The organism is Cellulosimicrobium sp. Marseille-Q8652, assembly GCF_965112045.1.
In genome coordinates, this window is the sequence record NZ_CBCOPS010000001.1 from 1,598,997 (window position 1) to 1,621,650 (window position 22,654).

Here is a 22,654-nt window from a genome sequence, read left to right on the forward strand (position 1 = left end):
CGCATGACCGACCTCACGTTCACCCTGCTCCGGCTGGGCTACCTGGTGCTGCTCTGGGTGTTCGTGCTCTCCGCGATCGGGGTGCTGCGTCGCGACCTGTACGGGACGAAGATCACGCCCCGCCGCGGCAAGAAGTCCGACGCCGGGCCCCGCCCCACCCCGACGCCCGCCGCCGGCGCTCCCGCGGCTCCCGAGCCCGCCCGGCCGTCCGCGCCGGCCGGCCCGTCCCGGCTCGTCGTCACCGCGGGCCCGCTGCGCGGCACGACGGTCCCGCTGACGACGTCGTCGATCCTCATCGGCCGCGCACCGAGCTGCACGCTCGTCCTCGACGACGACTACTCGTCGTCGCGGCACGCCCGGATCTTCCCGCAGCACGGCTCCTGGTTCGTCGAGGACCTGGGGTCGACGAACGGCACGTACGTCGACGACCAGCGCATCACCCAGGTGATGCCGCTCGGACCGGGGACGCGCGTGCGGATCGGTCAGTCCGTCGTCGAGCTGCAGAGGTAGCCCGCAGTGAACATCGCCCTGCGCTACGCCGCGCGCTCCGACGTCGGGCTCGTGCGCTCGAACAACCAGGACTCGGGGTACGCGGGACCGCACCTCCTCGTCGTCGCCGACGGGATGGGCGGCCACGCGGGGGGAGACGTCGCGTCCTCCATCGCGATCGCGGCGCTGGCGCACCTCGACGGCGAGTCGCACGGGTCGGACGACGCGCTGACCGAGCTCGAGCAGTCGATCGACCACGCGCGCCAGGACCTCGTCGAGCGCAGCGTGTCCGACCCGGACCTCGTCGGCATGGGGACCACGGTCACGGCGATCCTGCGCGCCGGCAACAAGCTCGCGATGGCCCACCTCGGCGACTCGCGCGCGTACCTCCTGCGCGAGGGCGAGCTGGCGCAGGTCACGACCGACCACACGTTCGTGCAGCACCTCGTCGACACGGGGCGCATCTCGGCGGACGAGGCGGAGACGCACCCGCAGCGCAACGTCGTCATGCGCGTGCTCGGCGACTTCGACATCGACCTCACACCCGACATGTCGGTGCGCGAGGCGAAGCCGGGGGACCGCTGGCTGCTGTGCTCCGACGGCCTGTCGGGGTTCGTGAGCACCGAGACCCTCGCGCAGACGATGACGGACACCCCCGACGTCGACGAGTGCGCCGACCGGCTGCTGCAGCTCGCGCTGCGCGCGGGCTCGACGGACAACGTGACGGTCGTGGTGGCCGACGTCGTCGACGTCGACGCGCTGCCCGACGGTGGTGCGCCCTCCACGCGCGCCCAGGTCGTGGGTTCCGCCGCGATCGACCGCGACCGCCCCACCTCGGCGGCGGACGGTCCCGCGGCGCGCGCCGCCTCGCTCGTCGCGAGCGCGAAGGCCACCACGCCGCCCGACGGCGAGGAGCCGGACGGCGAGGACCCGGCCCCCGGCGAGGACGACGGTGACGGCACGGACGACGTCCGGCCCGGTCGCGCTCCGCGCCGCTGGGTGACGATCGTGGCGATCGCCCTCGTCGTCGTGGGCCTCGGCGTCGCCGGCTGGGCGGGCTACCGCTGGACGCAGACGCAGTACTACGTGGGCGTCGCCGACGGTCAGGTCGCCGTGTTCCGCGGCATCCCCGAGAGCGCCGGTCCCCTGACCCTGTCGACGCCCGTCGAGCTCACGGGCGCGCGTGTCGCGGACCTGCCCGGGTACGTCGTCGACCGTCTCGAGACGACGATCCCCGCGTCGTCGCTCGAGGACGCGCGCGCCCGCGCGGACCGCCTCGTCGCCGAGGCGACCGCGGACGAGGGGGCGGACGGGGAGAGCGACCCCGGGACCGACGAGGACGCGCCGTCGGGCGACGAGCCGGGCACGACCACTCCCTCACCGACGGACGAGCCCTCGAGCACGCCCGACGTCACCACCAGCAGCGACGCGGGGGCCTGATGGCGACGGTGGAGACCACCGACGTGCGCCCCGGCCGGGGTGCGGAGCTCGGTCTGCTCGTCCTGGCGCTCGCGCTGGGCATCGGGGCGTACGCGATCGTGGGGCTGCAGCTCACGGACGAGCTCCCGGGCCGGTTCTACGTCTACAGCGCGGGGATGATCGTCCTCGCCGGGGCCGCGCACGTGCTGCTGCGGATCAAGGCGCCGTACGCCGACCCGGTGATCCTCCCGGTCGCGGTCGCGCTCAACGGCATCGGCCTCGCGATGATCTTCCGGCTCGACCTGGGCTCGCAGGTCACCGGGGGCAGCCAGGACCTCGCGCCGCGCCAGCTCCAGTGGACGGCGCTCGGGATCCTCTGCGCGTTCCTCGTCATCTGGTTCCTGCGCGACCACCGCACGCTGCGCCGCTACACGTACACCGCGATGATCGCCGGCATCGTGCTCGTCGCGCTCCCGCTGGTCCCCGGTCTCGGCACGCGCATCAACGGCGCGCAGATCTGGATCCAGGTCGGGGGCTTCTCGCTCCAGCCGGCCGAGTTCGCCAAGATCGCCTTCGCGATCTTCTTCGCGGGCTACCTCGTGACGAACCGTGACACGCTCGCGCTCGCCGGGCCGCGGCTGCTCGGCCTGCAGCTCCCGCGCCTGCGCGACCTCGGACCGATCATCATCGTGTGGCTCGTCTCGCTCGCGATCCTCGTGTTCGAGCGCGACCTCGGCACGTCGCTGCTGTTCTTCGGCCTGTTCGTCGCGATGCTCTACATCGCGACCGAGCGCGTGAGCTGGGTCGTCATCGGCCTCCTCCTCTTCGCGGCCGGCGCGGTGCTCGCCGCGACGACGTTCGGCCACGTGCAGGCGCGCGTCGACGTGTGGCTCGACCCGCTCGCGCCGGAGATCTACAACCGCGACCCGGGCGGCTCCGGCCAGCTCGTCGGCGGGCTCTTCGGCATGGCGAACGGCGGGCTCTTCGGCACCGGCTGGGGCGAGGGCTACCCCCGCCTCGTGCCCTACGCGTTCTCCGACTTCATCTACGCGTCGCTCGGCGAGGAGCTCGGCCTCACGGGCCTGCTCGCGATCCTGCTCGCCTACCTCGTGCTCGTCGAGCGCGGCCTGCGCACCGCGATCGGCGTGCGCGACGGCTTCGGCAAGCTCCTCGCCGGCGGCCTCGCGTTCGTCATGGCGTGGCAGCTGTTCGTCGTCGTCGGCGGCATCACGCGCATCATCCCGCTCACGGGCCTGACCATGCCGTTCGTCGCGCAGGGCGGCTCGTCCCTGCTCGCGAACTGGATCGTGGTCGGCCTCCTGCTGCGCATCTCCGACGACGCGCGACGGCCGTCGTCGCTGCCCGTGCGCGGGCTCGTGGCCGCGGGCGGCGTCCGGCAGCGCACCGACAGCGACCCGGTGGAGGTCGTCGGCGGCACCGGCGCGATCCCCGTCGGCGCGGCGCCCGACGACGCCCCGACCACGGTCGGCGCCGCCGCGCACCCGGGCACGGGGCCGGTCCGGGCGGCGACCGGCGTGCAGGCCGCGGTGCCGCGCGCGGACGACCCCGCGGCGTCGGGCCCTGGGCCCGTCCCCGGCGCGGAACGCGACCAGGACGCCGACGACCAGCGCACCGAGGTGGTACGGAGACCGACCGACGCCGACCCGTGGGGAGGATCCCGATGAACGTCCCCCTGCGTCGCGTCGCGAGCGTCGTCCTCGTGATGTTCCTCGCGCTCATGGTGTCGACGACCTACATCCAGGTGTTCCAGGCGGACAGCCTGAACGACGACGGCCGCAACGTCCGCACGGTCTACCGCGAGTACGGCAACTTCCGCGGCCCGATCGTCGTGGCCGGCGAGGCGATCGCGTCGTCCACGCCCGTGGACGACCCGTTCGGCTTCCAGCGCGCCTACACGGACGGGCCGCTGTACGCGCCCGTGTCCGGGTACTTCTCGGTCGTCAACGGCACGTCGGAGATCGAGCGCGCCGAGAACGAGTACCTCAACGGCGAGGCGAGCTCGCTGTGGCTCGACCGGCTCACCGCGCTGTTCACGGGCGAGCAGCCGCAGGGCGCGTCCGTGGAGCTCACCATCGACCCGGCCGCCCAGCAGGCGGCCTGGGACGCGCTCGGCGACCAGCGCGGCGCGGTCGCCGCGATCGAGCCGAAGACGGGCCGGATCCTCGCGCTCGTGTCCAAGCCGAGCTTCGACCCCAACGTGCTCGCCACGCACGACACGGCAGCGGCGAACGCGGCGTTCCAGGAGCTCGCCAACGCCGACGGCGACCCGATGAGCAACCGGGCGATCCGCGGCAAGACGTACCCGCCGGGGTCGACGTTCAAGCTCGTCACGTCGGCCGCCGCGATCGAGAGCGGGCAGTACACGTCCGAGTCGGTCATCCCGGCCCCGGACGTCTACCAGCGCCCGCAGTCGACGTCGACCATGAACAACTTCGGGGGCACCCGCTGCTCGCCGACGGGCGAGATGACGCTCGCCGACGCGCTCCGCATCTCGTGCAACACGGCGTTCGCGGACCTCGGGGTCACGCTCGGCCAGGACGTGCTGCGCGACCAGTCGGAGGAGTTCGGGTTCGACGACGACTCGCTGACCGTCCCGATGGACGTCACGGCGAGCCACTTCCCGACGGAGGACGAGACCACCGCGTCGAACATCGCCGACGCCGCGATCGGGCAGGGCAGCGTGCGCGCCACACCCCTGCAGATCGCCATGATCTCGTCCGCCATCGCGAACGACGGCGTCCAGATGGCGCCCTACTCGGTCGAGACGATCCGCAACCCGGACCTCGAGGTCGTCCAGCAGTCCGAGCCGCGACGCCTGCGCACGTCCGTGTCGCCGACGACCGCCGACCAGCTCACGCAGATGATGCTCGGCGTCGTCCAGAACGGCTCGGGCACCGCGGCGCAGATCCCCGGCGTGCAGGTGGCGGGCAAGACCGGCACCGCGGAGACCGGCGTGCCCGACGCCGCACCGCACGCGTGGTTCACCGGCTTCGCGCCGGCCGACGACCCGCAGGTCGCGGTCGCCGTCCTCGTCGAGAACGGCGGGTCCCTGGGCAGCGAGGCGACGGGTGGCGCTCTCGCGGCCCCCATCGCCCGCGCCGTCATGGAGGCGGTGTTGAACGGATGAAGCCCGTTCGAGGGCTCCACCTCGGCAACCGGTACCGCCTCGTGCGGCGCATCGCCGTCGGCGGCATGGGGGAGGTGTGGGTCGCGGCGGACGACGCGCTCGGCCGCGAGGTCGCGGTCAAGGTGCTGCGCTCGGAGTACGCGGGCAACGAGGACTTCCTCAACCGCCTGCGCACCGAGGCCCGCAACAGCGCCGCCCTGTCGCACCCCAACATCGCGCAGATGTACGACTACGGCGAGCAGGACCGGTCGGGCTACCTCGTCATGGAGCTCGTCGTGGGAGAGCCCATGGCCGACCTCCTCGAGCGCGAGCCCGTGCTCCCTCCCGTGCGGCTCCTGCCGATCCTGTCGCAGACGGCTCGCGCCCTGCACGCCGCGCACGTCGCGGGCGTCGTGCACCGCGACGTGAAGCCGGGGAACATCCTCATCGACCGCTCGGGCACCGTGAAGATCACGGACTTCGGGGTGTCGCTCGCGGCCAACCAGGTACCGATGACGGCCACCGGCATGGTCATGGGCACCGCGCAGTACCTGTCGCCGGAGCAGGCCGTCGGGCAGGCCGCGACCGGCGCCTCCGACGTCTACGCGCTGGGCATCGTCGCGTACGAGTCGGTCGTCGGGAACCGGCCGTTCACGGGCTCCACGCCCGTCGACATCGCCGTCGCGCACGTCAACGAGCCCGTCCCCCCGCTGCCGTCGTCGGTGGACCCGGAGCTGTCCGCGCTCATCATGGCGATGCTCGCGAAGGACCCGTTGGCACGCCCGCGGACGGCGGCGAAGCTCGCCCAGGTCCTCGACGAGATCGCCGCGCGGCTCGCCGCCGACCCGTGGTCGTCGCGCGTGACCGGGCCGTCCACCCGGCGTTCGCGACGCGGCCGCCACGAGCCCGACGACGCGGCGCCGGCGGGCGCCGGGACCACCCCGCCGACGGGTGGGGAGGGCGACCGCGGCGGCGTCTCGCGCGAGGACCTCGCCCCGGTCATCACGCCCATCGTCATCCCCGCGACCGTGCGGGCGCCGCACCCCGACGACCCGCACCCCGGACGACCGGCACCCCGACGACCCGCGCACGGACGTTCCGCCCCCGCCGGCCACCCCCGCCGAGGCGACGCCCGCCGCGCCGGGGCCCGCCCTGCCCTGGGAGCGACCGTCGTCGGCCGTGCCCGGCGCGCCTGGCGACGACGACGCGGCGACCCCTCGTTCCTACCCGCCCCGCCGGGAGATGCACGGCTCCCGGACGCGGCGGCCCGCGCCCGCCGCTGCCCGACCGGGGTCCCCGCGCGCCACGAACCGCAGCACGGGTCCGGCAGGCCGCCCCGACCGTCCGGGCACGGGGGACCGGGCGGCGTCGGGCCCGCCGTCGACACGGGCGGAGATGCGGCGCCAGTCCACGGACGCGCCCGGCCGCACGGCCACCGCGCGCCGGACCTCGACGACGACCGGCCAGCGGATCGGCGGCATCCCGAAGGGGATGACGTGGCCGCTCGTCGCGCTGCTCGGGCTGCTGCTCGTCGTCCTCGTCGCGACGATCGTGACGGGTGGCGACGGTTCCGCGGACGATGCCGCACCTGGCACCACGGCAACGACGAGCGTCGACGCCGCGGCCCCGGAGCTGCTGGACGACCGGGTGACATCGTGACGACATCGTTGTGTTCCCGTCCCTCCGGGACGCCCCCGGGTGGGATGATTGCGCCAGCTGTGCCGTGCGCGGACGCGCCCGCGGCTCCGACGACTCCGAAGGACGAATGAGTGGTGGACAACGCTCCCCGAGTGCTTGCCGGTCGCTACGAGGTCGGTGAGCTCATCGGCCGCGGCGGCATGGCCGAGGTGCACATCGGTCACGACGCCCGGCTCGGACGCACCGTCGCGATCAAGATCCTGCGTTCCGACCTCGCGCGCGACCCGTCGTTCCTCGCCCGCTTCCGCCGCGAGGCGCAGGCGGCCGCGTCGCTGAACCACCCCGCGATCGTCGCCGTGTACGACACGGGCGAGGACGTGCACACCGACACCCAGGGTGCGTCGGTGCACGTCCCGTTCATCGTCATGGAGTACGTCGAGGGCCACACCGTGCGGGACATCCTGCGCGACGGGCAGGCCGTGCCCATCGACGAGGCCGTCGAGATCACGGCCGGCGTCCTGGCCGCGCTCGAGTACTCCCACCACGCCGGCATCGTGCACCGCGACATCAAGCCCGCGAACGTCATGATCACACCGACGGGCGCGGTGAAGGTCATGGACTTCGGCATCGCGCGCGCCGTCGCCGACTCCGCGGCCACCATGACGCAGACCCACGCCGTCATCGGGACCGCGCAGTACCTGTCGCCCGAGCAGGCCCGCGGCGAGACGGTCGACGCGCGCAGCGACCTGTACTCGACCGGCTGCCTGCTCTACGAGCTCCTCACGGGCCGCCCGCCGTTCATCGGCGACTCGCCCGTCGCCGTCGCGTACCAGCACGTGCGCGAGGCTCCCGCGACGCCGAGCGCGATCGCGCCCGACGTCCCGGAGGTGCTCGACCGGATCACGCTCAAGGCGCTCGCCAAGGAGCGCACGGCGCGCTACTCGAGCGCGGCGGAGTTCCGGGCCGACCTCGAGAACGCCGTGCGCGGCGGGGCGATCACCGCGCCCTCGCTCGGTGTCGCCGCGGCGGCCGCCGGTCTCGGCGCCCTCGCCGCCGCCGACATGCAGCCCACGATGGTCGAGTCGGCCACCCAGGTCATGAGCCCGGCCGCGCCGCCGTCCCCCTGGGCGACGGCGGCAGCCCCCGCCGTCCCGCCGGGCGAGGTCCCCGGCGAGGACGAGGAGGAGCCGACGAAGAGCCGCAAGGGCCTCATGTGGGCCCTCATCGCGGTCGCCGTGCTCGCCGTCGCGGCGATCGTCACGATGTGGCTGCTCAACCGGCCGCCCGCCGAACCGGAGACGGTCACCGTCCCGACGGTCCAGGCCGGGATGACGGAGGACGAGGCGCGCGCGCTGTTCGAGGACGTCGACCTCGAGTTCACGCCCGTGCTCGAGGAGAGCGCCGACGTGCCGGAGGGCGAGTTCGTGCGCCAGGACCCGGCGGGCGGCGAGGACGTCGACCCGGGCTCCGAGGTGAGCGTCTTCTTCTCCACCGGCCCGGACAGCGTGCAGGTGCCCGACGTCACGGGCAGGAGCCAGGACGAGGCGCGCCAGCTCCTCACCGACGCGGGCCTCACGGTCGGCACGGTGAACACGGAGAACTCCAAGAACGTGCCCGAGGGCAACGTGACGCGCAGCGAGCCGGCCGCGAACGAGACGGTGGCGGCGAACTCCGCCGTCACGCTCTACACGTCCGACGGGCGCGTCGAGCTCGGTGAGCTCGTGGGGATGAGCCGGCAGGAGGCCGAGGCGGCGATCACCGACCTGGGCCTCAACCCGGTCGTCGAGGAGACCGAGTCCGACGAGGCCGAGGGCACCGTGCTGTCGCAGCAGCCCAACGCCGGTCAGGTCCCCCAGGGCTCCGACGTGACGATCGCGGTCGCGATCCCGCGGGCCGTCGAGACGACCACCGTCCCGGCGAACCTCGCGGGCATGACCGAGGCGCAGGCACAGGAAGCGCTGGGTGCCGCAGGGCTGAACGCGTCGGCGAACCGCCAGACGCAGGCATCTGACACGTGGCCCGCGGGCACCGTCATCGGCTCGGACCCGCGCGGCGGCTCGGAGGTCCCCGAGGGCACCGAGGTCTCGCTCATCGTCTCGACCGGCCCCGGGCCGGCGACCGACGACGAGAACGGCGGCGGTGGCAACGGCGGCGGGAACGGCGGCGGCGAAGGCGGCGGGGAGGGCGGCGGCGGCGAGGGCTGACGCCCCGAGCCCGCCTCCGCGCGACACGCACGCTGCCCCCCGAGCAGCACGTCGGCCCTCACCTCTCGAGGTGGGGGCCGACGTCGTGCAGGATCCGCGCAGGGCTACGGCGCGCCGGAGGCGCCGCCGCGCTCCCCGTGCGCAGGGCGCCGTCCGGGGGTCACCGCCGTGCGGGGGTCACTGCCGTACGAGGGGCGCCATGCCGGCGGATCGCTCGACGGCACCGTCCAGCCCGCAGGCCTTGAGCCAGTTCGCCAGCAGCCGGTGCCCGCCCTCGGTGAGCACCGACTCGGGGTGGAACTGGACGCCGTGCAGCGGGAGCTCGCGGTGCTGCAGGCCCATGACGACGCCTCCCGCCGTCTGCGCGGTGACCTCGAGCACGCCCGGGACGGTCTCCCGCAGGACGGCGAGCGAGTGGTAGCGCGTCGCCGTGAACGGCTCGGGCAGACCGCCGAGGACCCCGGCGCCGTCGTGCTCGACGAGGCTCGTCTTGCCGTGCATGAGCTCGGGGGCGTGCGTGACGGTCGCGCCGTAGACCTCGGCGAGCGCCTGGTGGCCGAGGCACACGCCGAGCATGGGCGTGCGCGACGTGGCGCACGCACGGATGACCTGCTCGCTCTGCCCGGCCTCCTTCGGCGTGCCGGGGCCGGGGGAGACCAGCACGCCGTCGAAGGGCGTGCCGTCGGTGTCGCGGAAGACGCCGTCGGCGTCGGGCTCCGGGACGGCGTCGTTGCGCACGACGACGGTCTGCGCCCCGAGCTGGTCGAGGTAGCCGACGATCGTGTAGACGAACGAGTCGTAGTTGTCGACGACGAGGATGCGGGTCATCTCAGGGTCTCTCCTGCCTCCGTCTGGATGCCGGCGGCGCCCGTCTGGACGTTGGGGTCGTTGAACGGCATGCGCTCGGCGACGATCGGGAACAGCCACTCGAAGCACACCAGCACGACGGCGGCCGCGAGCACCAGCAGGAGGAGCACCCGGAGCCACGCGGGTCCGGGCAGGATGCGCCACAACGCCCCGTACATCACGCGCTCCCGTCGGTCGGTGCGGTCTGGCCCACGAGGTCCGGCGGCGTGCCGTCCGCGACGGGCAGCCAGTAGTCGAGCTTCGCGTTGACGATGAAGCGCGCCTGGAGCGAGTTGAGCCCGATGGGGTGGCACGTCGTCAGGGTGAGGTACCGCTCGGTGGGCTCCACGCCGGGCTCCCACGGCACGGGGGCGACGGCCTCGACCTGGTCCGGCTGCACCGCCTGCATGTGCGTCACGCGGTACACGTACCAGGTGTCGTCCGCCTCGACGACGATCGGGTCGCCCACCTGCAGCTCCTCCGCACGGTGGAAGATCGCGCCGTACGTCATGCGGTGCCCGGCGAGCGCGAAGTTCCCGACGTCACCGGGCATCACGGTCTCGGGGTAGTGGCCCGCCATGGCCTTGTCGAGGATCGTCCGCTTGTCCGTCCCCTGCGCCATCGGCATCACGGCGTCGTCCCAGCGGGGCACGTGCAGCGTGCCGAAGACCTCGCCGACGGCCGGGGGGTCCATGACGGGCGGCGCGTCCCGGCGGACCTCGACCGCGACGTCGTCCGCGTCCGGGGTCGGGGCGTCGAGCTCGGCGAGGATCTGCGTCTGCTCACGGTCCGCCTGGACGTCGGTCCACCAGAGCTGCCAGACGACGTAGAGGCCGAGCAGCACGCCGAGGGTGATGAGGACCTCGCCCAGCACGCCGACGACCGCGGAGACACCGCCCCGGCGTGGCCTGCCGCCCGAGCGGTGCCGGATCGGCGGCACCGTGGTGGTGCTCACGGCGCGACCTCGGCGGGTCGGTCGCCCTCGGTCCCCGGCGTCCCGTCCGACGTCGTGGACGTCGGCGAGGTCGAGCGCGCGAACTTCAGCTCGAGCGCGCCCTCGTAGCGCGGCATGTCGATCCGGTCGTGGTCCTCGACGGCCCACCCGAGGTTCACCGCCTCGACGTACTCCTGGTAGATGTCGATCCGCTCCGAGCGGTCGAGCGCGTCGCGCAGCCGCTGCGGGTCGCCGACGGCCTCCACGACGTACGGCGGCGAGTAGACGCGCCCGTGCAGGAGCAGGATGTTGCCCGCGCAGCGGAAGGCCGAGGTCGCGGTGACGCGCTGGCCCTGGAGGGTCATCGCCTCGGCACCGCCCGCCCACAGGGCGTTGACGACGGCCTGGATGTCCTGCTGGTGCACGACGAGGTCGTCGGGTCGGATCGACGCGGGGTAGGAGCCCTCGGGAGGGGCGTCGTCGAGCATGACCGAGACGCCGGGCCCGCTCACGGCGACCGTGCCCGCGGCGACGCCCGAACGGCTCGCGAGCCCGGGGTCCACCGCACCGGACGCGGGGTCCGCCGCCGACAGGGTCGCGATCTCGTCGTCGAGGGCGTCCACCTGGGCCGCGAGGTCGGCGACCCGCTCCGACTCGCGGTCGACGAGCTGGGCCAGGTTCTCGGGGTGCCGGCTCTCCTCGCCGCGCGCGAGACGCGCGTTCGCCGTGAACATCAGGCCCGCGAGGGCGAGCACGAAGGCGACGGTCAGCGCGGACCGCCAGCGCCGGGCACGGGAGGGTGCGGGGACGGGGGGCTGGTCGGTGGCCATGCGCCCTCTCCTCTCGTGCTCGCGGTGCTGTGCTCGTCGGTGCTCGCCGATGCTCGCCGATGGCTCGACGTGCGCCGGCCGGGGCCTGGTGACGGTCGCCCGACACCCCGGTGGTGTGGTCTATTGTGTGCGCCCACTACGCTAGACGACGAACGCCGTCCACGGACGGGACGAGTGCCGCGACCCGGGCAAGAGCCCCGGACCGCGACCGCCCGTCGACGACGTCCACCCGAGCCACGCACGGTTCCTGCACGACGACGGCAGGAACCACCAGGACAGGAGCCATCCCTCGTGCCCGAGTCGAAGTCCCGCAAGAAGCCGGCGCGCCCGGCCCGCGAGCCCCGCCAGCCGAAGCCGGACACCGGCAACCCGCGCTGGCTCGTCCCGACCATGCTCACGCTGATGCTCGTGGGTCTCGCGTGGATCGTGCTGTTCTACCTCAGCGGCCCGGCGCAGCTGCCCGTCCCGGCGCTCGGTGCCTGGAACCTCGGGGTCGGGTTCGCGTTCATCATCGCCGGCTTCGCCCTCACCACGCGCTGGAAGTGACGCCGCCGAGGCACCCGTGCGCACGGACGGAATGACACGCACGTAGTTCGTTCCACACCTGTGCACAAACCTGTGGACAACCGGTCCGGTGGTCAGCCCACGACGCCGGGCGGAAGTCCGACGGACTGGTACGTCAGCCACGCCGTGAGGACCAGGGCCAGGGTGACGACCACTGTGGCACCGACCGACACGAGGGTGCGCTGTGCCTTCGGCGCGTACGCGTAGGCGAGCCCGAGCAGCACACCGACGATCAGGCCACCGAGGTGCGCCTGCCACGCGATGCCCGGGAAGAACAGGCCGATCGCGAAGTTGATGCCGATGAGGACGACGATCTGCATCGCGTTGCGTCCCGTGCGCCGCAGGACGAGCAGGATGGCGCCGAAGAGCCCGAAGACGGCCCCCGAGGCACCGACGACCGCGGTGTACCAGGCCTGCTCCGTCGGCCCCCCGGCGAGCACGAGGTAGCCGACCGACCCGCCGAGCGCCGACAGCAGGTACAGCGCCGTGAACCGCCACCGGCCGAGCATCTGCTCCAGGAACGGCCCGGTGATCCACAGGGCGTACATGTTGAACAGGATGTGCACCGGGCTCGTGGAGTGCAGGAACGCCGCCGTGAGGAAGCGGTACGGGTCCTGCTCGCCCACGACCGGGGCGAACGCGAGCAGACGGGTCCACTCGCCCCCCGTGACGAGCTGGAGGATCCAGCTGACCACGCACAGCCCGATGATCGTGAAGGTCACGACCGGCGGGCCCCCGCGCACCTTCCCGCCGAGCACCGTGCGCTGCTCCGGTGCGTTGCGGGACGCGTCCCGCACGCAGTCGACGCATTGGATCCCGACGGCCGCGGGACGCTGGCACTCCGGGCACGTCGGCCTCCCGCACCGCTGGCAGCGGACGTAGGACACGCGGTCGGGGTGCCGCGGGCACACGGGCGGGACGGCGGGACCGTCGTACGGCCCGGCCGTCCCGTAGGCGGGAGGTCCCGGAGGTCCGGGGGGCACCGGTGGCTGCGAGATGGTCAGTCCTCGATGGTCACGGAGGTGATGACGATGTCCTCCTGCGGGCGGTCCCCCGGACGCGTCGGCGTGTTGTTGATCCCGTCCACGACGGCGCGCGACGCGTCGTCCGCGACCGTGCCGAAGATCGTGTGCTTGCCGTTGAGCCACGGCGTCGGGACGGTCGAGATGAAGAACTGGGAGCCGTTGGTCCCCTCGACGTCGCCCGTGACCGGGTTGCGGCGGACACCCGCGTTGGCCATGGCCAGCAGGTACGGCTTGTCGAACTGCAGCTCGGGGTGGATCTCGTCGTTGAACGTGTAGCCGGGGCCACCGGTACCGGTCCCGAGCGGGCAGCCGCCCTGGATCATGAAGTCGGAGATCACGCGGTGGAAGATCAGGCCGTCGTAGAACGGCTCGGTGCGCTCGGCGCCCGTGCGGGGGTCGGACCAGGCCTTCGTGCCCTGGGCGAGCCCGACGAAGTTCGCCACCGTCTTCGGGGCGTGGTTCGGCAGGAGCTCGATCCGGATGTCACCAGCGGTCGTGTGGAGGGTTGCGAACATGCCCACCATCTTCCCACGACACCCGCGCCGTACCCGTCCGACGCCGATGCGCCAGACATCTCGCGGGCGCGCCCTGCTGGTGGCAGAGTGGGCGGAATCGTGACCTTCCACCACTCGTCCGTCACGGACGACGACACCCGAGGAGCGCGCATGACTCGTTCTCGCTCAGGGTCCAGCCCGATCAAGGAGACGATCGACTCGCTGGACACCGAGAAGATCAAGGACCAGGCGGCCGTCGCCGCCGCATCGGCGCAGAGCGCGGCGATCCAGCTCGCGGACCAGGCGAAGGACGCGGCGGTCCACGCGAAGGAGTGGAGCACCCCGAAGGTCGAGGCGTTCCTCGAATGGCTGCAGCCGCGCGTCGAGAAGGCGTGGCAGGACAGCATCCAGGCCGCCGCGCCGCGCGTCGAGAAGGCGGCGGACAAGGCCGCGCCGGTGTTCGACACGGCGCACGACAAGATCGTCGACGACGTCCTGCCGAAGATCGTCGCGAGCTTCAACGCCGCGGCAGCCAGCGCCTCGGAGGCCGCGCAGCGCGCCGCCGACGACGCCGCGGCCGCCACCGCAGCGGCGACCGCTGCCGCCGCGGCCGCCAGCGGCCGGAAGGGCCGCAAGCTCGCCAAGCGGACGAAGAAGGCCGCCGAGGAGGCTGCCAAGCAGGCCAAGAAGTCGTCGGGCAGGGCGGGCAGGAAGGCCGCGAAGTCGGCCGACAAGGCCGCGGCGAAGGCGAGCGCGAAGCTGGCCGTCGTCGCGGACAAGGCCAGCAAGAAGGCCGCCGAGAGCGACTCGACCGGCAGCAAGGGCAAGACCCTCTGGTGGGTCGCCGGCGGCGTGACCGCTGCCGGTGTCGGCTACGTCCTCTACCGCCGGGCCCAGCCCACGACCGACCCCTGGGCCGAGCCGTGGGAGCAGGAGGAGCAGCACGCGCGGTTCGACGACGTCGTGGGCGACGCCCGCCACGCCGTCGGCGACGCGGCCGAGACCCTCGGGGAGGCGGCGGGTGCAGCCGTCGCCAAGGGACGCGAGGCCACGGACAAGCTCTCCGAGCGTGCCGCCGAGGTGCGCGACGACGTCAGCGACCGGGTGACCGGTGCCGTCGGCGACGCCAAGGAGGCCGCGAAGAAGGCGACCAGCCGTCCGCGCGGTGGCACCGCGAAGAACGCCACCGGCACGGCGTCGGCCGTCCCCTCCGACGCGACGGAGACCACCGCCGGCGGCGACGCCGACAAGGCGGCGGAGCACGTCGAGCAGGCGGCGAGGAAGGCCCGCGAGGCCGCCGAGGCCAAGGGCGAGGACGCCGCGGACAAGGCCGACGACGCCTGACCGACGGCCGGCGACCTTCGTGTCGCCGACGGAGGTCGTGAAGAGGGGCCCGCACCGCACGGTGCGGGCCCCTCTCCGTCGGGAGCCGCTACGATCCCGCCATGCGACACGCCTGGATCGCACCCTGTCCGGGGCGGTTCCTCGCCGTCATGTGGCTGGTGATGAAGCCTGGTTCCATCCTGCGCCTGGACTGGACGCCCGTCCTGGCGGAAGCCCTCGACCGGTACGTCGTCGTGCTGCACCCGCGGACCTCCGACACGGACGTGGAGTCGACCAGGCGGCGTCTGGCCGCCGTCGGAAGGCTGGCCCGGACGCGCTACCGGTGGTCGCGCGCCGCGCACGCGCTGGTCGTCGCGACGCCGTTCGTCTTCCTCGCCGTGGCGGTCTCCGCCTCGAAGGCTGCGGGCGGGTCGACTGAGGCAGCCCTCGAGCCGGCGATCGCCGTCTCGTTCGTCGTGTGGTGCGTCGCGGTCACGGTCGCATGGGGGTGCGACGCCCGGAGCCGACGATCCGTCCGTCAGATCCGTGAGATCGCCGCACCTCACGTCGTGAAGAGCGCTCGTCTCGGTCGGAGCGCCGCGCTGCGTCTCGCCGTCGCTCACGCCGAAGGGGGCGAAGCCCGGGCCGAGGTCGACATGCTGGCAGAGCTCCTGTGGCGCGCGGCCCAGGCCGACAGGACGCGCTCGGAGCACCTGTCGAGCACCGCGTTCGACGACGCCGCGTTCGCGCACGTGCTCGCCCGTGCAGAGGAGGCACGTGACGAGTTCCTCGCCGCCAGCGCGGCGCTCCGCGCCGGCGGCCCTCGATCGCCCGCGGGTGATCGCCGCGGGGTCGCGCAGCGGCAGGGCTGGGCGCCGGCACGCTCGCGACGCGACCTCGCTCGGCGGTGAGCCACCTGGACGTCCCGCGGTCGCGCGTCGCCCGCGGAGAGACGACGAAGGCCCCGCACCGGTGGGTGCGGGGCCTTCGTGCTGTTCGGGACGTGGAGCCAGGGGGACTCGAACCCCCAACCCCCTGCTTGCAAAGCAGGTGCGCTACCAATTGCGCCATGGCCCCGGGACTTCCGGCCGACGGCCGGAGGTACGAGCCGCTGGACTCACTCGAACGTGTCGGTGACCTCTGCCCACAGGTCGCGCTCGGCGTTGTCCTCCGAGTACTTGCGCCACAGGAGGTAACCGGCGCCGGCAGCGAGCAGGACCACCAGGATCTTCTTCATCACGTTCCCCCTCGAGTGGGTTCGGCAGTGGGCCTAAGAGGACTTGAACCTCTGACCTCTTCCTTATCAGGGAAGCGCTCTAACCGTCTGAGCTATAGGCCCGTTCGCCGGCAGCGTCGCACGCTCCGACTCAGGTCAGGAGCTGCTCCGCACGCAGGCAGCGCTTGAGATTACCCCACGGGGGCCCGGACGCCCAAACCGAGACCGGGCTCCGGCACCCCGTCGGAGCGCCCGAGCGTCAGTCGTCCGTCAGCGTCAGGTGCACGCCACCGACGAGAGCAGCGACGATGTTGTACAGGAACGCCATGATCGTCGACAGGGCCGTGATGATCACCACGTTCACGACGCCGAGCAGCGTGGCGACCGAGATGACGCGCCCGAACTCGACGAACTGCAGCATGTCGACGTTGCTCTCCTCGCCCGCGATCTGCGTGACGAAGTCCTGCACCTTCTGGAAGACCATCATGCCGTCGAGGACGTACCAGACGACCGCGGTCGCCACGACGGTCATGATGCCGATCGCCACCGCGAGCAGGAACCCGAGCTTCATGGCCGACCACGGGTCGACACGGGAGACCGAGAGCCGCACGCGACGGGGCCCGTCGTGCCGGACCGTCGGGGTCGCGCCCGTCGCGGGGGACGCCGTCGAGGTCGCCCCCGTGACCGGGTTCGCGGTGCCGGTCACGCCGGCCGCGGAGTAGTGCATCGAGGAGGCGCCCGCGGAGGAGCCGTTCGTCCCCGTGGCCGGCGCGGCGGCGCCCACCGACGCGGCAGCACTCGTCGTGGTCACGCGCTTCACCGTCCGATCGTCGATCTCGTCGTCGTGCGTCTCCGGGGGAGCGGCCGGCACGGAGGCGGACACCTTCTTGGCCGCCGTCTTCGCGGCCGCGATCGCCGCGGCCGCGGCCTTCACCGCACCGGCGCGGGCGACCGCGACGCGGCTCTCGCCGGACGCGACCTCCATGCCGTCCGACGGGTCCGTCGCCGTCGCGGACCCGTTGCCGGCAGGACCGCTGCCGGAGGTGCCGTTGCCGGAGGTGCCGTTGCCGGAGGTGCCGTTGCCCGACACGCCGTTGCCGGACGCGCCGTGGCCCGAGCCGCCGTTGCTCTCCGCGGCCGACGGCGGCGGAGGCGGCGGAGGCGGCGTGCTCGTGTCAGGGCGTGCCACGGTCAGCCTCGGCGTGATCGCCGGCGGTGCGTTGTTCTCGGTGCTCATCTGGCTTCCTCGGTGGTTCCGTGCGCCGTGTCGGTCCCACCGGCCTCCTCGGCCGTGGCGCTCTGGTCGGTCTCCGGGGCGGAGTCGTTCGACGTGCTCTCCTCGCCCACGGTATCCCGATCCTCCCCGAGACGACGCTCGACGTTCCGGGCGACGGCGATGATGCGGTCCCCCTTGTCCGGCTTCGCGAAGGTCACTCCCTGGGTGTTGCGCCCGGTGAGGTTGACCTCGTCGACGGCCGACCGGACGATCTTCCCCCGCTCCATGATGACGAGGACCTCGTCGTCGGACTCCGTGACCAGTGCTCCCACAAGATCTCCACGAGCCTCGACGAGGTTGGCGACCTTGATGCCCAGGCCACCGCGTCCCTGGACGCGGTACTCGTCGAGCCGGGTGCGCTTCGCGAAGCCCCCCTCGGTCACGACGAACAGGTCCGCGCCGTCCTCGACGACGTCCGCCGAGAGCAGCTCGTCCTCCTCGCGGAACTTCATGCCCGTGACGCCCGACGTCGCCCGGCCCATGGGGCGCAGCGCGTCGTCGTCGGCCGTGAAGCGGATCGACTGGCCCTTGCGCGAGACGAGGATGAGGTCGTCCGTCGAGTCCACGAGCCGGGCGGAGACGAGCTCGTCCGGCGTCCCAGCCTCGTCCTCCCGCAGGTTGATCGCGATGAGGCCGCCGGAGCGCGGCGAGTCGTACTCCGTGAGCCGCGTCTTCTTCACGAGCCCGCGCCGCGTGGCGAGCACGAGGTACTCCGCGGCGGCGTAGTCCCGCAGGTCGAGCACCTGCGCGATCTTCTCTCCCGGCTGGAAGGCGAGCAGGTTCGCGACGTGCTGACCCTTCGCGTCGCGCCCGCCCTCGGGCAGCTCGTACGCCTTCGCCCGGTAGACGCGGCCGAGGTTCGTGAAGAACAGCAGCCAGTGGTGCGTCGTCGTGACGAAGAAGTGGTCGACGATGTCGTCCTCGCGCAGCTGCGTGCCCCGCACGCCCTTGCCGCCGCGCCGCTGCGACCGGTAGTTGTCGCTGCGCGTCCGCTTGGCGTACCCGCCGCGCGTGATGGTGACGACCATCTCCTCCTCGGCGATGAGGTCCTCGATCGAGACCTCGCCGTCGAACGGCAGGATCGTCGTCCGGCGCTCGTCGCCGTACCGGTCCACGATCTCGCGCAGCTCGTCGCCGACGATCGCCCGCTGGCGCTCCGGCGACGCGAGGATCGCCTCGTACTCGCGGATCTCGCGCTGGAGCTTGTCGTGCTGGTCGATGATCTCCTGGCGCTGCAGCGCGGCCAGACGGCGCAGCTGCATGTTGAGGATGGCCGTCGCCTGGATCTCGTCCACGTCGAGGAGCGTCATGAGGCCCTCGCGGGCCTGGTCCGCGTCCGGCGAGCGACGGATCAGCGCGATGACCTCGTCGAGCGCGTCGAGCGCCTTGAGGTAGCCGCGGTAGATGTGGATCTGCTTCTCCGCCTCGCGGAGCATGTACTGCGTGCGCCGCACGACGACGTCGAGCTGGTGCGCCGTCCAGTGCCGGATGAACGCGTCGAGGCTCAGCGTGCGCGGCACGCCGTCGACCAGCGCCAGCATGTTCGCGCCGAACGTGTCCTGGAGCTGGGTGTGCTTGTACAGGTTGTTCAGGACGACCTTGGCGACGGCGTCGCGCTTCAGCACGACGACGAGGCGCTGCCCGGTGCGGCCCGACGTCTCGTCGCGGATGTCCGCGATGCCCTGCACACGGCCCTCCTTGACGAGGTCCGCGATCTTCGCGGCGAGGTTGTCCGGGTTGACCTGGTACGGCAGCTCGGTGACGACCAGGCAGATCCGTCCCTGGATCTCCTCCACGTTGACGACGGCGCGCATCGTGACGGAGCCGCGCCCGGTGCGGTACGCCTCCTCGATGCCCTTGTGCCCGAGGATCGTGGCGCCCGTCGGGAAGTCCGGTCCCTTGATCCGCAGGAGGAGCGCGGCGAGCAGCTCCTCGCGGCTCGCGTCGGGGTGGTCGAGGTGCCACTGCACGCCCTCGGCGACCTCGCGCAGGTTGTGCGGCGGGATGTTCGTCGCCATGCCGACGGCGATGCCCGCCGAGCCGTTCACGAGGAGGTTCGGGAACCGGGCGGGCAGGACGGCCGGCTCCTGCGTGCGCCCGTCGTAGTTGTCCTGGAAGTCGACCGTGTCCTTGTCGATGTCCCGGACCATCTCCATGGCCAGCGGAGCCATGCGGCACTCGGTGTACCGGGGCGCGGCCGCCGGGTCGTTGCCCGGCGACCCGAAGTTCCCCTGGCCCGCGACGAGCGGGTAGCGCAGCGACCAGTCCTGCACGAGGCGCACGAGCGCGTCGTAGATCGCGGTGTCGCCGTGCGGGTGGAACTTGCCCATGACGTCGCCGACGACGCGCGAGCACTTCGAGAACGACCGGTCCGGGCGGTACCCGCCGTCGTACATCGCGTACAGCACGCGCCGGTGCACCGGCTTGAGGCCGTCGCGGACGTCGGGCAGCGCGCGCCCGACGATGACGCTCATCGCGTAGTCGAGGTACGACCGCTGCATCTCGAGCTGCAGGTCCACCTGCTCGATGCGCCCGTGGTGCACCGCGACGGCCGTCCCGTCGGAGTGCACGATCTCCTCGGCCCCGTCGCCGGGAACCGCGGGCTCGATCTCGGGGTTCTGCTCGTCGGTCACGATCTACCTCGTTCGTCGTCTTCTCGTCGTGCTGCTGTGGCTCGGCGTCGCATCACCCCATGAGGTGACGGGCGCGCGCGCGCCGGGCCGTGGCCGGAGGGGCGGCCGTGCCGGGTCGTGGCGGGTCTGGCGGGAGCGCCGCGAGGAACGAGCGGCGCGGATGGTAGACCCGGCACGGCCGCCCCGGAGAGCCACGGCTCGGCACCCCGGACAGCCGGGCGACCGGCGCTAGATGTCAAGGAAACGCACGTCCTTGGCGTTGCGCTGGATGAAGTTCCGTCGCGACTCGACGTCCTCGCCCATGAGGACGGAGAAGATCTCGTCCGCGGCGGCGGCGTCGTCGAGCGTGACCTGGTTCAGCGTGCGGTGCTCCGGGTCCATCGTGGTGTCCCACAGCTCGGAGTAGTCCATCTCTCCGAGACCCTTGTAGCGCTGGATGCCGTTCTCCTTGGGGATCCGCTTGCCCGCGGCCTGCCCCTGCGTGAGGAAGACGTCGCGCTCCCGGTCGGAGTACACGTAGTCGTGCGGCGCGTTGGACCACTTGAGCCGGTACAGCGGCGGCTGCGCGAGGTACACGTGGCCGTTCTCGATGAGGGGCCTCATGTAGCGGAACAGCAGCGTGAGCAGGAGCGTCGCGATGTGCTGGCCGTCGACGTCGGCATCGGCCATGAGCACGATCTTGTGGTACCGCAGCTTGGTGAGGTCGAAGTCCTCGCCGATCCCGGTGCCGAACGCGGTGATGATCGACTGGACCTCCTGGTTGGACAGGGCCCGGTCGAGGCGTGCACGCTCGACGTTGAGGATCTTGCCGCGGATCGGGAGGATCGCCTGCTTGTCGGGGTTGCGCCCGCGCACCGCGGAGCCGCCGGCGGAGTCGCCCTCGACGATGAAGATCTCGCACTCCTCGGCGCGGTTCGACTGGCAGTCGCGCAGCTTGCCCGGCATGCCCCCGGACTCGAGGAGCCCCTTGCGTCGCGTGGCCTCGCGCGCCTTGCGCGCGGCGAGGCGGGCCTGCGACGCCTGGATCGCCTTGCGGATGACGTCGCGACCCTCGGTGGGGTGCGAGTCGAACCAGTCGACCAGCCGCTCGTTGACGACGCGCTGGACGAACGTCTTCGCCTCGGTGTTGCCGAGCTTCGTCTTCGTCTGGCCCTCGAACTGCGGCTCGCCGAGCTTCACCGAGACGACGGCGGTCAGTCCCTCGCGGATGTCGTCCCCGGTGAGGTTGTCGTCCTTCTCCTTGAGGATGCCCTTGTCGCGCGCGTACCGGTTCACGAGCGACGTCATGGCCGCGCGGAAGCCCTCCTCGTGCGTGCCGCCCTCCGTCGTCGAGATGGTGTTCGCGTAGGTGTGCACCGACTCGGAGTAGGAGCTGGTCCACTGCATCGCGATCTCGACGGAGATGCGTCGCTCGGTGTCCTCGGACTCGAAGTCGATCACCTCGGGGTGGACGAGCTCGACCTTCTTCGCGGAGTTGAGGTGCTTCACGTAGTCCACGAGGCCGCCGTCGTACTTGTACGACACGACCCGGGCCTTCGGTGCATCGGTCTCCGCCGAGCTGTCCTCACCGGGCTCGGGGTCGACACCGGTGACCTCGTCGCCCGTGTCGAGGTGCGCGGGGCGCTCGTCGGTGAGGGTGATGCGCAGGCCCTTGTTGAGGAAGGCCATCTGCTGGAACCGGGCGCGCAGCGTCTCGAAGTCGAACTCGGTGGTCTCGAAGATCTCCGGGTCGGCCCAGAAGGTCTGGGTCGTCCCGGTGGCCGTCGTGGCGTCGCCGCGCTCGAGCCCGGTGAGGGGCTTCCCGCCGTCCCCGAACTCCTGGCGCCACGAGTAGCCGTCGCGCCGCACCTCGGTCACGACGCGGCGCGAGAGCGCGTTGACCACGGAGATGCCGACGCCGTGGAGGCCGCCCGACACGGCGTAGCCGCCGCCGCCGAACTTTCCGCCGGCGTGGAGGATCGTCATGACGACCTCGACGGTCGGCTTTCCCTCGGTCGGGTGGATCGCGACGGGGATCCCTCGACCGTTGTCGACGACTCGTACACCTCCGTCGGGGAGAAGTGTCACGTCGATCGTGTCGGCGTGCCCCGCGAGGGCCTCGTCCACAGAGTTGTCCACAACCTCGTACACCAGGTGGTGGAGCCCTCGTTCACCCGTCGAGCCGATGTACATCCCGGGACGCTTGCGGACCGCCTCGAGACCTTCGAGGACGGTGATGTTGCTCGCGTCGTAGCCACCGCCTGCGGGAGGTGCTCCGTCGGCGGGTGCCGCAGAGACGGGCTGGGCGGTGTCGGTGTGATCTGCCACGGGCAGGACTACTCCTCGTCGTCGCGCGCGACGACGGCTGCCGCGGCGGGCACGGGCGCGGATCCGGCCAGGATCCGGCCGTATCCCGCTGCAGGGCGGTCGTCGACGGCTCATAGGTTCCGGGCCCCCGACCGCCCGTCGACGCCGGATCCCCTCGGTCGAGCTCGTGCCGGCGATGGCCGACGGCGACCTCGGAGGAGGGTTGCGTAGACGGTCGGTGAGACGACCCGGAATGACCCTCCCAGTCTACCCGGAACGAGCCGAAAACCGCGGATCCTCGGCCTCCTGAGGACATCTCGTGCACACGGTCCCGGCCGTCCCGGCATCCT

19 protein-coding genes and 2 tRNA genes are annotated in these 22,654 nt (G+C 72.3%); 9 read left to right on the top strand and 12 right to left on the bottom strand.

Annotated elements, in window-relative coordinates:
• The first annotated feature begins 3 nt into the window (after nt 1-3).
• Genes ACWPWV_RS07025 through pknB form a run of 6 tightly spaced genes read left to right on the top strand, consistent with a single transcriptional unit; the run spans nt 4 to nt 8,877 of the window.
• Nucleotides 4-510 (top strand): FHA domain-containing protein FhaB/FipA, encoded by a 507-nt coding sequence (locus ACWPWV_RS07025; protein WP_454042215.1) that lies wholly within the window; start codon nt 4-6, stop codon nt 508-510.
• A 6-nt stretch (nt 511-516) separates the two neighbouring features.
• Nucleotides 517-1,929: a Stp1/IreP family PP2C-type Ser/Thr phosphatase gene (locus tag ACWPWV_RS07030; RefSeq protein WP_454042216.1), complete on the top strand. Its 1,413-nt coding sequence runs from the start codon at nt 517-519 to the stop codon at nt 1,927-1,929.
• Nucleotides 1,929-3,593 carry an FtsW/RodA/SpoVE family cell cycle protein gene (locus ACWPWV_RS07035; RefSeq protein ID WP_454042217.1) on the top strand — a complete coding sequence of 555 codons (1,665 nt, stop codon included), beginning with the start codon at nt 1,929-1,931 and terminating at the stop codon, nt 3,591-3,593. The genes ACWPWV_RS07030 and ACWPWV_RS07035 overlap by 1 nt, the downstream gene beginning before the upstream one ends.
• Nucleotides 3,590-5,056: a peptidoglycan D,D-transpeptidase FtsI family protein gene (locus ACWPWV_RS07040; protein WP_454042218.1), complete on the top strand. Its 1,467-nt coding sequence runs from the start codon at nt 3,590-3,592 to the stop codon at nt 5,054-5,056. Before ACWPWV_RS07035 ends, ACWPWV_RS07040 begins: the two co-directional genes overlap by 4 nt.
• Nucleotides 5,053-6,804 (top strand): protein kinase domain-containing protein, encoded by a 1,752-nt coding sequence (locus ACWPWV_RS07045; RefSeq protein WP_454042219.1) that lies wholly within the window; start codon nt 5,053-5,055, stop codon nt 6,802-6,804. Before ACWPWV_RS07040 ends, ACWPWV_RS07045 begins: the two co-directional genes overlap by 4 nt.
• The gene (pknB, locus tag ACWPWV_RS07050) at nt 6,805-8,877 is read left to right on the top strand and encodes a Stk1 family PASTA domain-containing Ser/Thr kinase (RefSeq protein ID WP_454042220.1); all 2,073 of its coding nucleotides are present in this window, start codon (nt 6,805-6,807) and stop codon (nt 8,875-8,877) included.
• A gap of 177 nt (nt 8,878-9,054) precedes the next feature.
• On the opposite strand, the gene ACWPWV_RS07055 is transcribed toward pknB, so the two are convergent.
• From ACWPWV_RS07055 to ACWPWV_RS07070, 4 genes are read right to left on the bottom strand one after another with little or no spacing between them, the layout of a single operon-like run.
• Nucleotides 9,055-9,705 (bottom strand): aminodeoxychorismate/anthranilate synthase component II, encoded by a 651-nt coding sequence (locus ACWPWV_RS07055; RefSeq protein WP_454042221.1) that lies wholly within the window; start codon nt 9,703-9,705, stop codon nt 9,055-9,057.
• Nucleotides 9,702-9,902 (bottom strand): hypothetical protein, encoded by a 201-nt coding sequence (locus tag ACWPWV_RS07060; protein WP_454042222.1) that lies wholly within the window; start codon nt 9,900-9,902, stop codon nt 9,702-9,704. Before ACWPWV_RS07060 ends, ACWPWV_RS07055 begins: the two co-directional genes overlap by 4 nt.
• The gene (locus ACWPWV_RS07065; RefSeq protein ID WP_454042223.1) at nt 9,902-10,678 is read right to left on the bottom strand and encodes a class E sortase; all 777 of its coding nucleotides are present in this window, start codon (nt 10,676-10,678) and stop codon (nt 9,902-9,904) included. Before ACWPWV_RS07065 ends, ACWPWV_RS07060 begins: the two co-directional genes overlap by 1 nt.
• Nucleotides 10,675-11,487 carry a DUF881 domain-containing protein gene (locus ACWPWV_RS07070; RefSeq protein WP_454042224.1) on the bottom strand — a complete coding sequence of 271 codons (813 nt, stop codon included), beginning with the start codon at nt 11,485-11,487 and terminating at the stop codon, nt 10,675-10,677. The genes ACWPWV_RS07065 and ACWPWV_RS07070 overlap by 4 nt, the downstream gene beginning before the upstream one ends.
• Nucleotides 11,488-11,778: 291 nt before the next feature.
• Here ACWPWV_RS07070 and ACWPWV_RS07075 point away from each other — a divergent pair, with 291 nt between their 5' ends.
• Nucleotides 11,779-12,033, top strand: coding sequence for a cell division protein CrgA (locus tag ACWPWV_RS07075; RefSeq protein WP_454042225.1), 255 nt, complete (start codon nt 11,779-11,781; stop codon nt 12,031-12,033).
• A gap of 92 nt (nt 12,034-12,125) precedes the next feature.
• On the opposite strand, the gene ACWPWV_RS07080 is transcribed toward ACWPWV_RS07075, so the two are convergent.
• Nucleotides 12,126-12,848 (bottom strand): rhomboid family intramembrane serine protease, encoded by a 723-nt coding sequence (locus ACWPWV_RS07080; RefSeq protein ID WP_454042226.1) that lies wholly within the window; start codon nt 12,846-12,848, stop codon nt 12,126-12,128.
• A gap of 203 nt (nt 12,849-13,051) precedes the next feature.
• The gene (locus ACWPWV_RS07085) at nt 13,052-13,591 is read right to left on the bottom strand and encodes a peptidylprolyl isomerase (protein ID WP_454042227.1); all 540 of its coding nucleotides are present in this window, start codon (nt 13,589-13,591) and stop codon (nt 13,052-13,054) included.
• A gap of 150 nt (nt 13,592-13,741) precedes the next feature.
• Here ACWPWV_RS07085 and ACWPWV_RS07090 point away from each other — a divergent pair, with 150 nt between their 5' ends.
• Nucleotides 13,742-14,914, top strand: a complete 1,173-nt coding sequence (locus tag ACWPWV_RS07090; RefSeq protein WP_454042228.1) for a hypothetical protein — start codon at nt 13,742-13,744, stop codon at nt 14,912-14,914.
• Nucleotides 14,915-15,015: 101 nt separating this feature from the next.
• Nucleotides 15,016-15,804, top strand: coding sequence for a hypothetical protein (locus ACWPWV_RS07095; RefSeq protein WP_454042229.1), 789 nt, complete (start codon nt 15,016-15,018; stop codon nt 15,802-15,804).
• A gap of 93 nt (nt 15,805-15,897) precedes the next feature.
• Here ACWPWV_RS07095 and ACWPWV_RS07100 read toward each other — a convergent pair.
• The 6 genes from ACWPWV_RS07100 to gyrB all read right to left on the bottom strand — a co-directional run bounded on the left by ACWPWV_RS07100 (nt 15,898) and on the right by gyrB (nt 22,325).
• A tRNA-Ala gene (locus tag ACWPWV_RS07100) sits at nt 15,898-15,970 on the bottom strand.
• Between the two features lie 40 nt (nt 15,971-16,010).
• On the bottom strand, nt 16,011-16,130 hold the full coding sequence (locus ACWPWV_RS07105) for a DLW-39 family protein (RefSeq protein WP_454042230.1): 120 nt from the start codon (nt 16,128-16,130) through the stop codon (nt 16,011-16,013).
• A 28-nt stretch (nt 16,131-16,158) separates the two neighbouring features.
• Nucleotides 16,159-16,232 (bottom strand) — tRNA-Ile (locus ACWPWV_RS07110).
• Between the two features lie 136 nt (nt 16,233-16,368).
• Nucleotides 16,369-17,346 (bottom strand): DUF3566 domain-containing protein, encoded by a 978-nt coding sequence (locus ACWPWV_RS07115; protein ID WP_454042231.1) that lies wholly within the window; start codon nt 17,344-17,346, stop codon nt 16,369-16,371.
• On the bottom strand, nt 17,343-19,958 hold the full coding sequence (gene gyrA / locus ACWPWV_RS07120) for a DNA gyrase subunit A (RefSeq protein WP_454042828.1): 2,616 nt from the start codon (nt 19,956-19,958) through the stop codon (nt 17,343-17,345). Before gyrA ends, ACWPWV_RS07115 begins: the two co-directional genes overlap by 4 nt.
• A 288-nt stretch (nt 19,959-20,246) precedes the next feature.
• A complete protein-coding gene (gyrB, locus tag ACWPWV_RS07125) occupies nt 20,247-22,325 on the bottom strand; it encodes a DNA topoisomerase (ATP-hydrolyzing) subunit B (protein WP_454042232.1) in 2,079 nt (692 codons plus the stop codon).
• Nucleotides 22,326-22,654 lie beyond the last annotated feature (329 nt).

Coding starts and splice junctions, on each gene's coding strand:
- ACWPWV_RS07115 (WP_454042231.1), bottom strand. CDS start 17,346: ATGAGCACCGAGAACAACGCACCGCCGGCGATCACGCCGAGGCTGACC.
- ACWPWV_RS07025 (WP_454042215.1), top strand. CDS start 4: ATGACCGACCTCACGTTCACCCTGCTCCGGCTGGGCTACCTGGTGCTG.
- ACWPWV_RS07040 (WP_454042218.1), top strand. CDS start 3,590: ATGAACGTCCCCCTGCGTCGCGTCGCGAGCGTCGTCCTCGTGATGTTC.
- ACWPWV_RS07085 (WP_454042227.1), bottom strand. CDS start 13,591: ATGTTCGCAACCCTCCACACGACCGCTGGTGACATCCGGATCGAGCTC.
- ACWPWV_RS07045 (WP_454042219.1), top strand. CDS start 5,053: ATGAAGCCCGTTCGAGGGCTCCACCTCGGCAACCGGTACCGCCTCGTG.
- ACWPWV_RS07035 (WP_454042217.1), top strand. CDS start 1,929: ATGGCGACGGTGGAGACCACCGACGTGCGCCCCGGCCGGGGTGCGGAG.
- ACWPWV_RS07060 (WP_454042222.1), bottom strand. CDS start 9,902: ATGTACGGGGCGTTGTGGCGCATCCTGCCCGGACCCGCGTGGCTCCGG.
- ACWPWV_RS07105 (WP_454042230.1), bottom strand. CDS start 16,130: ATGAAGAAGATCCTGGTGGTCCTGCTCGCTGCCGGCGCCGGTTACCTC.
- ACWPWV_RS07055 (WP_454042221.1), bottom strand. CDS start 9,705: ATGACCCGCATCCTCGTCGTCGACAACTACGACTCGTTCGTCTACACG.
- ACWPWV_RS07090 (WP_454042228.1), top strand. CDS start 13,742: ATGACTCGTTCTCGCTCAGGGTCCAGCCCGATCAAGGAGACGATCGAC.
- ACWPWV_RS07070 (WP_454042224.1), bottom strand. CDS start 11,487: ATGGCCACCGACCAGCCCCCCGTCCCCGCACCCTCCCGTGCCCGGCGC.
- ACWPWV_RS07095 (WP_454042229.1), top strand. CDS start 15,016: ATGCGACACGCCTGGATCGCACCCTGTCCGGGGCGGTTCCTCGCCGTC.